Annotated in this window: 13 protein-coding genes and 1 tRNA gene; 6 read left to right on the forward strand and 8 right to left on the reverse strand. The window is 57.2% G+C overall.

The genetic code is table 11. The features are described from left to right. Positions 1-19 precede the first annotated feature (19 nt). The 3 genes from QIT27_RS00740 to QIT27_RS00750 all read left to right on the forward strand — a co-directional run bounded on the left by QIT27_RS00740 (position 20) and on the right by QIT27_RS00750 (position 3,018). Positions 20-1,279 (forward strand): M20/M25/M40 family metallo-hydrolase, encoded by a 1,260-nt coding sequence (locus QIT27_RS00740; RefSeq protein ID WP_285262597.1) that lies wholly within the window; start codon positions 20-22, stop codon positions 1,277-1,279. 379 nt (positions 1,280-1,658) lie between these two features. Continuing rightward, positions 1,659-1,874: a hypothetical protein gene (locus QIT27_RS00745; RefSeq protein WP_285262598.1), complete on the forward strand. Its 216-nt coding sequence runs from the start codon at positions 1,659-1,661 to the stop codon at positions 1,872-1,874. Positions 1,875-2,229: 355 nt separating this feature from the next. Then, on the forward strand, positions 2,230-3,018 hold the full coding sequence (locus QIT27_RS00750) for a MipA/OmpV family protein (RefSeq protein WP_159343719.1): 789 nt from the start codon (positions 2,230-2,232) through the stop codon (positions 3,016-3,018). 76 nt (positions 3,019-3,094) lie between these two features. Here QIT27_RS00750 and QIT27_RS00755 read toward each other — a convergent pair whose 3' ends face one another. Continuing rightward, positions 3,095-3,781, reverse strand: a complete 687-nt coding sequence (locus QIT27_RS00755) for a type 1 glutamine amidotransferase domain-containing protein (RefSeq protein ID WP_159341627.1) — start codon at positions 3,779-3,781, stop codon at positions 3,095-3,097. Between the two features lie 500 nt (positions 3,782-4,281). Between QIT27_RS00755 and QIT27_RS00760 the strand changes: the two genes are divergently transcribed. Next, complete coding sequence (locus QIT27_RS00760) at positions 4,282-5,061, forward strand: CLCA_X family protein (protein WP_285262599.1); 780 nt, start codon at positions 4,282-4,284, stop codon at positions 5,059-5,061. A gap of 139 nt (positions 5,062-5,200) precedes the next feature. On the opposite strand, the gene QIT27_RS00765 is transcribed toward QIT27_RS00760, so the two are convergent. Then, positions 5,201-6,082, reverse strand: coding sequence for a GGDEF domain-containing protein (locus QIT27_RS00765; protein WP_159341625.1), 882 nt, complete (start codon positions 6,080-6,082; stop codon positions 5,201-5,203). A 226-nt stretch (positions 6,083-6,308) separates the two neighbouring features. Here QIT27_RS00765 and QIT27_RS00770 point away from each other — a divergent pair, with 226 nt between their 5' ends. Further along, positions 6,309-6,686 (forward strand): DUF6746 family protein, encoded by a 378-nt coding sequence (locus QIT27_RS00770; protein ID WP_285262600.1) that lies wholly within the window; start codon positions 6,309-6,311, stop codon positions 6,684-6,686. Positions 6,687-6,868: 182 nt separating this feature from the next. Here QIT27_RS00770 and QIT27_RS00775 read toward each other — a convergent pair. The 6 genes from QIT27_RS00775 to QIT27_RS00800 all read right to left on the reverse strand — a co-directional run bounded on the left by QIT27_RS00775 (position 6,869) and on the right by QIT27_RS00800 (position 10,788). Next, positions 6,869-6,956, reverse strand: a tRNA-Ser gene (locus tag QIT27_RS00775). A 92-nt stretch (positions 6,957-7,048) separates the two neighbouring features. Next, positions 7,049-7,555, reverse strand: a complete 507-nt coding sequence (locus tag QIT27_RS00780) for a YiiD C-terminal domain-containing protein (protein ID WP_285262601.1) — start codon at positions 7,553-7,555, stop codon at positions 7,049-7,051. Between the two features lie 23 nt (positions 7,556-7,578). Further along, entirely contained in the window at positions 7,579-8,139 is a 561-nt protein-coding gene (locus QIT27_RS00785; protein WP_285262602.1) for a nitroreductase family protein, read from the reverse strand. A 28-nt stretch (positions 8,140-8,167) separates the two neighbouring features. Then, entirely contained in the window at positions 8,168-9,001 is an 834-nt protein-coding gene (gene queF, locus QIT27_RS00790; RefSeq protein ID WP_285262603.1) for an NADPH-dependent 7-cyano-7-deazaguanine reductase QueF, read from the reverse strand. Between the two features lie 54 nt (positions 9,002-9,055). Continuing rightward, positions 9,056-9,829: an ABC transporter permease gene (locus QIT27_RS00795; protein ID WP_285262604.1), complete on the reverse strand. Its 774-nt coding sequence runs from the start codon at positions 9,827-9,829 to the stop codon at positions 9,056-9,058. Further along, on the reverse strand, positions 9,826-10,788 hold the full coding sequence (locus tag QIT27_RS00800) for an ABC transporter ATP-binding protein (protein ID WP_285262605.1): 963 nt from the start codon (positions 10,786-10,788) through the stop codon (positions 9,826-9,828). Before QIT27_RS00800 ends, QIT27_RS00795 begins: the two co-directional genes overlap by 4 nt. Before the next feature lie 276 nt (positions 10,789-11,064). On the opposite strand from QIT27_RS00800, the gene QIT27_RS00805 reads away from it, so the two are divergent. Continuing rightward, a complete protein-coding gene (locus tag QIT27_RS00805) occupies positions 11,065-12,693 on the forward strand; it encodes a methyl-accepting chemotaxis protein (protein ID WP_285262606.1) in 1,629 nt (542 codons plus the stop codon). Positions 12,694-12,778 lie beyond the last annotated feature (85 nt).

Consider the following 12,778-nt stretch of genomic DNA (forward strand, 5'->3'; position numbering starts at 1 on the left):
TCATAAGCGAGTAAGCACCATGAGCGATACTGCAAAACCCTGGACGCAACCGATGCCCGACGCGCAGTTCAAACTGATGCGCGACATTTTGGCAGCCCCCAGCCCGGTAGGCCTGGAAGGCGCGATGACCTACGGCGTGCTGAAGCCCTACTTCGAGCGCTTCGCCCCCAGCGACTGGCACTTGCACCAGTTCAAAGGCAACGCGGGCGTGGTACTGGATACGCACCCTGGCCGTGATGATATGTTCAAGCTGATGATCATCGGCCATGCGGACAAAATCCGCATGCAGGTTCGCTCGATTGGTGAAGACGGCAAAATCTGGATCAATACCGACTCTTTCCTGCCAGGCGTGTTGATCGGTCATGAAGTGACGCTGTTCAGCGAAGACCCGGACGCCCCCGGCAGCTACCGCAGCATCGAGGGCGGCACGGTGGAAGCGCTAGGTGCGATCCACTTCTCCGACCCTGCCCAGCGCGATGGCAGCAAAGGCATCAAGAAAGAGCAGATCTACCTCGACCTGCAGATTCATGGCGAGAACAAGAAGCAGCAGGTGCTGAACCTGGGCGTGCGTCCGGGCGACTCGATCATCTTCAACCGCCCTATCCGCCAAGGCTTTAGCCCGAATACGTTCTACGGTGCGTATTTAGATAACGGCCTGGGCTGCTTTGTGACGGCTGAAGTCGCGCGCCTGATCGCCGAAGCAGGCGGCACCGAGAATGTACGGGTCATGTTTGCCATTGCCAGCTACGAAGAGATTGGCCGCTTCGGCAGCCGCGTGCTGGCCGGTGAGCTAAAGCCCGATGCGCTGATTGGCGTGGACGTGAACCACGACTACGTAGCGGCACCCGGCATTGGCGACAAGCGCATGCAGCCGCTGGAAATGGGCAAAGGCTTTACGCTATCGGTGGGTTCGATTGCCAGCGAGCAGCTCAACCGCATCATCGCCAGCGCCGCTAAAGAGCAGGACATTCCCATGCAGCGGGACATCGTGGGTGTGGATACCGGCACTGATGGCATGGCAGGCGTCCTGGCCTCCATCGATAGTGCAGCGACCTCCATGGGGTTCCCGATCCGCAACATGCACACCATTTCGGAAACCGGTAACACCCAAGACGTGCTGGCAGCGATTCACGCGCTGCACCACACCATTCAAGCGCTGGATGCCCTGCCCAATCTCAAACGGGCGTTCTTGGATAATCACCCGCGTCTCGATCAAGCCAGCCCGCTGGCTCACCAAGGCAGCGCCAAACCCGGAAGCGACGAAGAAGCCTCCGCTTAATCAGCATAAAAAAACCCCGGCCAAACATGGCCGGGGTAGCAGTGACTCCTCCGTAATCCTTCTTCACGAACGTCCTGTTCGTGCATCCCTGGTCTTACAAGCGCTCCGTGCTTGCTCTTACTCCTTGACACCCTCCCTGTGTTACTGCCCACCATGAACCTTATATGTGTCAACGACATTAACGTGAGATAGAAAACACCGCACTTTTATTAAATTTTTTGACACTTCCTTCTGCCATTCGCCCAAAAACGCCTGCGCATGCTTTTTATAGCGCTTTGTGTCAGCGCTACCTATACTTTTTGAGCATCCTTCGTGATGCTTCTCTACACGGACGTTACCACGCCTGAACCCATTCACCCCCTAGCGGTAGGAGGTCAGCGTGCGACATATCATGATCAGTTCGAAAGTCCACGGTGTGGATATCATGTGCCGCCACTGCGGCAATGCAGAATCCGCCACAACATCGTACCTCAATCGGTTCCGGTTGGAAGGCACCGGTAAAGACAGCGTGCTGCTGCGCTGTTTAAGCTGCCAAACGGCAGTGTCAGCACCCATGAGCCAGCTCAGCACTCTGTTCTATCACTACGCCTGTTAATGGCCTTTGCAACGGCCGCGACCACAGCAACAGTCCGTACGTTGCTGGCTCATAAAAAAACCCCGGCCATCGCTGGCCGGGGTTTCATCAGGTCCTCCTTAATCTTACGTCACGAACGTCCTGTTCATGCTTCCTTGTGCGCCGCAAGCACTCCCTGCTTGCACTTCCTTGTAACGCCATCCCTGCGTTATGTGCACACAGTGCGCCCTATCACGGCCCAGTTATCTAACCTGGGATATGAAACGCAAAAAGTTTTTCGTGTCATCGCCGGGCGCGCTCACTCGCGCTTGCGCAGGCGAGTGAGAAAAACATACCATCACGTACGTTTGTTACTCATGAGGACATACCCGTGACCATGAATCTCTCAACGTTTTCTGCCTCTGCTTCATCCACGCGCTTGGCCCCTTACCTCGCAGCAGCCTTCGGGGTCATGCTGGCGACCCCTGCCCTGGCTAATAGCTGGGAAGGTACCGTGGGCGCCGGTGCGGCCTACGCCCCCGACTATCTGGGTAGCGATGATTACGACGTGCAGCCGCTACCGGTGCTGAACCTCACGTACGGTGACGATGTTTCCATCAACCTGCGCGACGGGATCGCTTGGCACGCTCTCCGCCAAGGTGACTGGACCGTGTCGCCATATATCGGTTACACCTTCGGGCGAGACAACGAAGGCGACATCAGCCGCTTCGAGAAAGTGGATGGCGGCGCGACCCTTGGCCTGCGCGTCAGCTACCAGCAGGGCATGTGGCGCTACAGCATCGCGGGCAGCACGGCGGTGACGGGAGATGTCGAAGGCGCTAACTTCACGGGTGAGGCGGCCTTGCGACTGCCCATGAGCGAGCGCGCGCTCTTCACGCTGACGCCCAGCGTGAGCTACTCCAACGAAAAGTGGACCGAATCGTTCTTTGGAGTTTCTGCCCAAGATAGCGCACGCAGCGGCATCGCTCCTTACTCACCGGATGGCGGCTACTGGCGAGCAGGTGTCAATGCTTCTCTGAGTTACGCGCTCACCCGGGAATGGACCGCCACGGGCTTCGTAGGCACGACCGTCCTCACCGGCAACGCGTCGGATAGCCCCATCGTGGATGAGCTGGGCAGTGACTGGCAAGGATTGGGTGGCGTATCGCTGACCTATCGGTTTTAGCATCTGACCGGCCACTCGCACAGGTATCAAAAAGGCGGGCTCAACGGCCCGCCTTTTTTCGCTGTCACGCCATGGATTAGCGCGTGAACCACGCCATCAGCGCTTCTGCCGTGGGTGCAGAGGAAGGCGGGTTCTGGCCGGTGATCAGTTGGCCATCTTCACGTACGTAGGGAGTGAAGAGATCGGCTTTGCTATAGATACCGCCGCACTTCTGCAACGCATCTTCCACCAAGTGTGGGACCACGTTAGTGAGGCCAACCGCCTCTTCTTCACCGTTGGTAAACCCGGTGACTTGACGGCCTTTCACCACCGGTTCGCCATTGCTGTCCTTGGCATTCACCAGCACGATAGGCGCGTGGCAGACGGATGCCACCGGCTTACCCTGAGCGATGAAGGTTTCGATCAGTTTGATGGAGTCTTTGTCATCCACCAAATCCCACAAGGGGCCGTGACCACCGGGATAGAACACGGCGTCGAAATCATCAGCGCTCATGTCGCTCAGGCGGTGAGTGTTCGCCAGTTCGGCTTTCGCCACCTCATCTTGCTGGAAGCGACGGGTTTCGTCGGTTTGGCTATCTTCCGCATCGCTTTTGGGGTCCAGCGGCGGCTGTCCACCTTTGGGTGAGGCAAGCGTCACTTCTGCTCCCGCATCCTTGAATACGTAGTAAGGCGCTGCCAGCTCTTCCAGCCAAAAGCCGGTTTTTTCGCCTGTATCGCCGAGCTGATCGTGCGAGGTCAATACCACTAGAATACGCTTGCTCATCTCGATGCTCCTAATAGTGAAGAGTGGGATAGCGTGGTGCGTTGCTTCACCTACGTTGGGGCGATCATGGTGGGTTACAAGCCCCCTCCACGTCTCGTGTATAGAAAATCCAGCAGTGCCAACGCTCGGATAACGCGATGTTTTCGCGCCAATAGATAACACGTAGCATCATTTACGTACTATTCAAGTACAATAAAGATACAATTTAATCTTGTACATTATTTATCCCTAACCTATAGTTGAACACGTTCGCGGCAGGGATACCGCGTCACAAGGGAATGAACGCTAAGGAACAGCAAGACACTGCTCATGGAAAGAGCATGCTCAGGAAGAGCCATGTAACGCCAAGGAAGGAGCACGCTCAGGAAGAGCTAAGCGATGACCATGGAAGGCTAGGTACTGGAAGCATTGGTGCTTAAAAAAGCGTCCTCATTTATGAGGGCGCTTTTTCATGGGCGCCATGTAGCCAACGCGATGACTCCCACCGTCATAGGTGACACGTGAGCTTTCACGAACGCACATTTTTTCGTAACGGTCCGCGACATCGCGCAGACGCTGCCAGCAGCTTTGGCGCAATTCGTCGCCAATTCGATTTCCGCTCCATCGAGATTGGCCGCTGGGTGACGAACGAAGAGCGCGACCGAGCCGCAGCGCTGTTTCACGACGCACTCTGTGACCTCATGCTGATCTTGCAGGGCACGGAAACGTTGATTTCGCTGAGAGGCACACTGGCACTACAGTACGGCACCGGAGGCCGCCCTGGGGTATCGGCACACTACGACCCCAGTCAGCGCAGCTTTGCACTCGCCAAGAACGCAGGACCGGGCAGCATTGCCCATGAGTGGTTTCACGCCTTCGACCACTACATTGCGCCTAAGTGCTTCCAGGCAGCCCCCCGCAACGCCTTTGCATCCGCCGCTTGGTTAGCCGATGCCACGCCCATTCGCCACCCTCTCAACCAACGATTGATCGCCTGCTTTCGGGCCATCTTGCTTCAATCGGACGGCCAGCAGCCTAGCCCGCTATTTCGCCACTCTGCCGCGATGGACAAGGCGCTGGGACAGCTTTACTACAGCAAACCCGAAGAACTTTGCGCCCGCGCTTTCGAAGCCTTCGTGCAGGACGCTGCCATCACAAATCACTTTTTGGTCAAAGGTACCAAAACTTCGCCTGAAGCCGAGCGCGGCCTGTACCCACAAGGCGAACAGCGTGCGCAGATCAACGGGGCGTTTAGCGACTACTTTTCAGCTCTTGGTGCAGCGCTAGGCTGTGGGCGGTAGCCCAATGTGCGAAATCGTCCACTAGCGTCTAGGCTAATAGCTCACTCATTTCTCAAAGGACGAGAGCATGCCATCTACTACTACCATCGTGGTTGTCGTTGTCGTGGTTGCCGTGGCGGTTTTTGGCGTTAGCGGCGGCCTACCGTTTTAACATGGCGGATGACGAGCGTCCGCGCTGTCTCTTCATTCGATACATGTTGACGTCAGCATAGTGAAGCAACGCATCGGCACTTTTGCCGTCTTCAGGGTAGATGGCCACCCCTACACTGCAAGACGGCATGCCGATACTGGGTGTACCGCTCTTTTCGTTCGTGACTAACGCATCGAGCAGCTGGGCCGCTTTTTCCATCGCGGTCTCTTTAGAGTGAATATCGGTCAACAGCACTGTGAACTCATCGCCGCCCATACGGGCCACCGTATCGGTTTCCCGGACGCACTCTTTCAAACGACGCGCTATTTCACATAGCACGGCGTCGCCTGCCGCATGACCATGCACATCGTTGATGCGCTTGAAGTCGTTCACATCCAAAAAGAGCAGCGCAAAACGCGTTCGATATCGCTTGGCAGCGCTTATCGCCGACGCCAGACGATCGTAAAACAGCGACCGGTTGGTCAGTTTGGTCAACGGGTCGTGGTGTGCAAGAAACCGCAGATCGTCTTCCGCTTGCACCAGGGCGGTCACATTGCGAGCCACCCCGATGCGTACTTGATCCTCCTCCGACCAGCGCGCCGACCACAGCACGTGCACCACGCTTCCACTTTTATGCAGGTAGCGATTGCGAAAATCGAGATGGGGCTGCCCGTTCATCACCCGCTTGATGGAGTCTTGGGTGGCCGCCAAATCTTCTGGGTGCATATAGCGAGTAATCAGTGTGCCTACCAGTTCATCCGCGCGGTAGCCCAGCAGCGACTCGCAGGCATCGCTGACGAATAGAATGCGATGCCCTGCATCGACTACGAACACAGTATCGAGCATCAAGTGAATCAGCTTGGGGTAAAGCGCCTGCAAATCAACGGACATGGGCAGCCTGGTGGGGTGACTTTATCCCGAGTATAGACGGATCACGAACCGTCTGGACACCCATTGTCCAGGCATGTGCACCGCTTGCTCGCCATGCAACCGGGATGGACTCTTGATATTCTTTGATCGCAAATACGAATATATATCATTAAGATTTGCAAAAATACTATTTTTGCGCTCAAATAAAAAGCTCACATAATCCCGCAACACTCCGACGAGGCTTTCAATGAAACGACTTTTCTTAGTGATGGTAGGTGGCTTGATGAGTAGCGGGCTGGTGCTGGCAGACAGCCAAGACCGCCTGGATCACTTTGAGGGCGCGCCCTCCGAGAACCTCCCCCAAGCCCTTGAGAATATTCAAGAAGGGAACCAACGTCTCAACCAACTCCTTAGCGCTGAGACGCTCTCGGACGAGCAAATGGGTGAGATCCACATGCTGACGTACACGCTTGAAAATGCACTGCAACGCATCGATCAAGAAGTCGACGCCATGGCAATCTCACTGGAAGAGCTGCACCTGGGCTCTGAAACGCTGGATCAAGAGCGCGTGAGCTCGAATGGCGCAGCTTACTTGGAAGCCGCTGCTCCCCTAACCAACCAGTAAACAATGCTCGAAAGCCCGTCGCACCGACGGGCATTACCTTTACCACTGCCTAGTAAGCAACTTCATCGGCCTGGCCCCACATACGCAATAGCGCTCAACGGCGTGTCGCTTGGCTAGCGGCCAAGCCAAATTTCAAGCACAAAAAAGCCCGCTGATTGCTCAGCGGGCTTTTTTAAATTCTGTGGCGGAGAGGGAGGGATTCGAACCCTCGAAGCCTTTCGACTTACACACTTTCCAGGCGTGCTCCTTCGACCACTCGGACACCTCTCCACATTTCAGCTCTGCTGTTAGGCGCTGCCTTTCTCAACAGAACGGCGCATATTCTATGGTCTAAGCCGTGAAATAGCAAGCCTTTTTCCTGACTAGGCGTTTGGCAGCACGGCGTAGCGGCCTGTGGCTTCTAAACAGAGCGCATCACCGCAGTAGAGCTGGTGGGTCAATTCGATACTGCCCTTGCCTCTCTCGCTGAGTTTGGCGGCAAGCTTTGCAGGGCCATCCGGATGGCTGGGGGCACAGGTCATGCGGTAGTCACCCGTGACCGGGGCGAGAAAACGTTGGCTAGCCTCGGCGACCACCACGTCTTGCGCCCTGCCCTGCTGGCGAAGCCACAGGGTGACCCAACACCAGCCTTGCAGCGTGGTTTGCGCGGTCAGCGCCCCACCGAAGCCAGTGCCTTTGTCGTTGAGATTGGGCGTCAGCGCCAGTTGCCACGTGAGTGCACCGTTGGCTTGGCTCATACGGGTAATACCAAGCGCTGCCACCATGGGAATGGCGGCCTCCAACCAGCGCTGGAAAGCGATGAGATCCTCTTCTCCTTCCGGCAGCGGCAATCGTGGGTTTGGCATACCCGGCTGGCGTGTTGGGCGCATGTCGCTCTCCTTGGCGGCGGCGATTATTGCCAACGTTCGACGAAATCTGCCGTGTCGTGCTGGGGAAGAGGCTTGTGGCGACCGCCCACGCTACCCAGATAGATGAAGGCGACGACCTCGTCTTCTTCCTCAAGCCCTAACCCCTTACGCACCACGGGGTCGAACGCGTATTTTCCGCTGCGCCACATGGCCCCAAGACCAAGCGCATGAGCCGCCAGCAGGATGCCGTGAGCGGCACAACCCGCGGAAATCACCTGCTCCATCTTGGGCACCTTGGGAATATCCGGGGTGACCTTGGCAATCACGGCAATGATCATCGGCGCGCGTAAAGGCTTTTTACGCGCGGCGTTGAGCGTCTCGTCGCTCGCGTGAGGGTCTTCCTGAAACTCCGCTTCGGCAAACAGCTCGCCCAGGCGCTCCCGGCCTTCACCGGTGAATTCGATGAAGCGCCACGGTCGCAGCCCTTTGTGGTCGGGGGCACGAAGCGCCGCTTGATAGATGGCGCTGAGCTGGTCGGCGCTGGGGGCAGGCTCAGCGAGCTTGCCCATGGAGCTACGTTCGTGAAGCAGCGTGAGGGCGTCCATGGTGACTCCTTATCCGTTAGGGTGAGCGTTACTGGCGCGCCAGGCGCAGCGGGCTAGGGGGTGCCAAACCCGGTGTGGCACGCCACGGGCTGATGTCCAAGCCGCCACGACGCACGTAGCGCGCCAACACCAGCAACTCTTCCGGCTTCGCCTGCTGCATTAAATCAGTGAAGATATGCTCGACGCAGTGCTCGTGAAAATCCTGGTGCTGCCGGTAGCCAATCAGGTAGCGCAGTAGCCCTTCTCGGTCGAGCTTGGGGCCTTTATAACGAATCAAGACGCTTCCCCAATCCGGCTGACCGGTCACCGGGCAGTTGGATTTTAGCAGATGCGAATGCAGCGTCTCTTCGATGATCTCATCACTGGTAGCAAGGTGCGTGGCGCTTGGAGTGTAGTCGCTCACCTCGATATCTAGATCATCCAGGCACTCTCCCGGCAGGCGCTGGGGGGCCAGCTCACTATCGTCTACCCCCAGCAGCTCAACGCTAACGCTAGCACCGGCAGCGCGGCTCAGGTCGTGTACCAACGTCTTCTCCACCTCGGCTTGGCTGGCAAAGCGCGTTTGGTTGAGGCTGTTGAGGTAGAGTTTCCAGGATTTGGACTCGATGAGATGAGGCGAGCTGGCGGGCAAGCGAAACCGCGCCACCGCAACGATGGGTTTGCCACGCGCGTTGAGCCAAGAGACCTCGAACGCGTGCCACTCGTCTTCGCCGACGAAGGGCAACGCATGCTCGTCGATGCCCAGCGGTGCGCGATTGGCTGCGCGGGGAATGGGGTATAGAAGTCCCGCGTCGTACTGCTCTGGGTAAGCGGATTCGCGCCCCAAGGGCGCGTGCTCTAAGGTATCGGGGCGATGTGCCATGGAAACTCTCTCAGTCGTGCTAGTTCAATAAGGTCATTGCAGTCAGGCCGTGAATCAGCTGCGAATGCCTTTGCCACGTTCCAGCATGGTCAGTGCAACCATAAACAGTACGACGATAAAGGCGAAAATAGCCGCTAATGCCCAGCCTACCGGAATATCGGAAACGCCCAAAAAACCGTAGCGGAAGACGTTCACCATATACAGAATCGGGTTGAGCATCGAAACGCCCTGCCAGAAATCCGGCAGCATCGAAATCGAATAGAACACACCGCCTAGATAGGTGAGCGGCGTCAGAATAAACGTCGGCACGATGGAAATATCGTCGAACTTATTCGCCAATAGGGCGTTGATAAAGCCACCTATGGAGAACAGCGCCGAGGTCAGCACGACCACCAGTATCGTCAGCAGCGGATGCTCGACCGTCAAACGGGTGAAGAACAGCGACACCAGCGTCACAATCAAGCCCACGCCCAAGCCGCGCGCCATGCCACCGAGTATGAAGCCGGAGAGAATCACGCCATTGGGCATGGGCGACACCATCATCTCTTCGATGGAGCGTTGAAACTTGTTGGAGAAGAAGCTGGACGCCACGTTGGAGTAGCTGTTGGTGATCACCGACATCATGATCAGCCCTGGCACGATGAAGTCCATGTAGCTGAAGCCGTCCATATCACCAATGCGCGAGCCGATCAGGTTGCCAAAAATGATGAAGTACATGGCCATGGTGATCGATGGCGGCAGTAGCGTTTGCGGCCAGATACGCGTAAAGCGCTTGATCTCTTTGAGCACCAGCGTCCATAGAGCCACCAGAGTTTGCATTGCGTTCATGCGCGGGCCTCCTGCTGTTCACGCTGGTCGATGGCCTGCTGACTGCTCTCTACCATGGAAACGAACATCTCCTCTAAGCGGTTGGCTCGGTTACGCATGGACACCACCTGAATGCCCTGCGCACTCAGCGCACTGAACACATCGTTCAACTGCTGGCCACGGTGAATCACCAGCGCCAGCTGAGACGGCTCGATTTGCTGCAGTTCGAAGCCTTCGAGAGTGGGCACTTGTTCTACCGGCTCGGCCAGATCCAGCAGGAAGGTTTCGGTATCCAGCTCTGCCAGCAGCTCGCGCACGCTCGTGTTTCGCACGATCTCACCGTGATTGATGATCGCGATATTACGACACAAGCTCTCGGCTTCTTCGAGGTAGTGCGTGGTGAGGATGATCGTCGTCCCTTCCTCACGATTGATACGCCGCATGTACTCCCACATGCTGCGGCGAAGCTCGATATCGACCCCGGCGGTGGGCTCGTCAAGGATCAGCAGTTTGGGGCGGTGCATCAAGGCACGCGCAATCATCAGGCGGCGCTTCATGCCACCCGAGAGCATCCGCGCGCTGCCGTTTCGCTTCTCCCATAGCCCTAAGTCAGTCAAGAGCTGCTTGGCGCGAGGCAGCGCTTCGCTGCGCTTCATGCCGTAATAGCCCGCCTGGGCCAGTACGATATCCAGCACCTTCTCGAACTGGTTGAAGTTGAACTCCTGGGGCACCACGCCAAGCTGATATTTCGCTTTGGCGAAGTCTTTGTCGATGTCGATTCCAAAAATCGACACCTTGCCCGCCGTTTTCTGCACTAGCGAGCACACCACACCCAGAGTGGTGGACTTTCCCGCCCCATTGGGACCCAGCAGCGCAAAAAAATCGCCCTGCTGGACGTCTAAATCGATACCTTTTAACGCTTGAAAACCGTTGCCATACATCTTGGTAAGGCCACGGATCGACAATGCCGGTTCGGCCATGAACATGTCCTGTCAGCAAGTGGGGAGCAAAAAAGAGCTAGAAGGCAGGATATCGGGGCATGCATATGTTTTTTCAAGTTTGCGGCTTATAACCTCTGAACCACCACTTCCATGCCCCTGATTTTTCTCTATTTAGCACTACATTAGGTGACACTTTGCCACGCTATTGCTGCGGTAGCGCCTCGATTAATACTTTAGTATTAGCCCAGTGCCCGCCTGCCCAGGCAGCGGCACTTCAAGGAAACATACTGACCATATAAGCGAGCCTAACCGATAATGAGCACCGCCATTACGTCGTCACCCGTCGCTAACACTCACCCGTCATCAGGGTCGACTGCTTCCGCACAAAAAGGGCTGGCCGCCCTACCGCTGCGTCGCCAGCGTCTGCTGGGCGTCGCCATTTTATGGCTGATTCTGGGCATAATGATTGCGATCAACGCGTTTCAAAGCCGCGCGCTACTTTACGCCGAGCGCGAGCAGCGCATGGTCACCGCCGTGGATATCGCCGTGTCTACGCTGGAGCATTACCATCAGCTTGCCGAACAGGGCCAGCTCTCCATGCCAGAAGCGCAGCGACAAGCCTTCAACACCCTACGCGACGTGCGCTTCGGCGAAGAGGACAACTACCTGTTCGCGTTCAACGGCAGCCTGCGCATGCTTGCTCACCCAAGCCGTGACGTAGGAGAGGACATTTCGCAAGTCAAAGACCCCGAGGGGACGCTGATCTTCCAAACCATTCTGGATAATACGCAGCAAACCGGCAGTGGCTTTACCGAGTACTTCTCCAACTTTGCTCGTGGGGGCGACGCCAAGCCCAAAGTGCGCGCTTACTCAGCCGCCTTTACGCCGTGGGATGTCTACGTGGCAAGCGGCGTCTTCGTGGGTGACGTCAGTAGCACCATCATGCGCCAGCTCGTCAAAAGCATCTTGGTCGGCATCGTGGCAGGCGCGCTGGTCACACTGGCCTTTTGGGGCATGATCTCACTCATTCTGCGCCGGCTGGGCGGAGAGCCACGCTACGCTGCGGGTGTGGTATCGCGCATCGCCCAGGGCGACTTGACTGCCCCCGTAACGCTTCACCCCAACGACACGAGCAGCCTGCTGTATGACATTCGACAAATGCGCGACAAGCTGCGCGATGCGATGCAAGAGATTCACTCCACTAGCACCGCTGTGAATCATAACGCGGGCGATATCGCTGCGGGCAACCAGGAACTGTCATCGCGAACCGAACAGCAGGCTGCTGCGTTACAGCAAACGTCCTCCAGCATGGAAGAAGTGACCGCCACCGTCCGTCAAACGGCCGACAGCGTGGAACAAGCCAAAGAGCTGGTGCGCAGCGCAGGTGAAACATCTCAAGCGGGTCAGAAAGCCATCGGCGACGCCGTGGCGTCCATGAAAGAGATCACGGCCGAAGCGGACAAAATCACCGAGATCGTCACGCTGATCGACAGCATCGCGTTTCAGACCAACATTCTGGCCCTCAACGCCTCTGTCGAGGCCGCCCGGGCGGGTGAACATGGCCGCGGTTTCGCGGTGGTGGCCGGTGAAGTGCGCCAGCTAGCCAACCGCTCGGCCAACGCGGCTCATGAGATCAAAGGCTTGATCCATACGTCCAACGCCCAGGTCAGCAACGGCGCTACCTTAGTAGATACCGCTAAACAGCGCATGCAGGATATCGATCAGCGCATACAGCGGGTCAACGACCTATTCACTGACATCACTGCCGCCACCCATGAACAAACGCGCGGAATCGAACAGATCAACGTCGCCATTGCTCAGTTGGATCAGGCCACGCAGGACAACGCCGCCATGGTGCAGCAGACCGCCACATCTGCCCACGACCTGAAGCAGCGCTCCCAATCGCTCAACAGCGTCGTCGGCCACTTCACCTTGGTGGATTGACCCGCCGACTGCCCAGGCCGTTGGCCTGGGCACGCACCTGCCATCTGCCATCCGCATCGCTTGACGCAAATCACGGGCACACAAA

This window comes from Halomonas sp. LC1 (genome assembly GCF_030247125.1).
Taxonomy (GTDB): domain Bacteria; phylum Pseudomonadota; class Gammaproteobacteria; order Pseudomonadales; family Halomonadaceae; genus Vreelandella.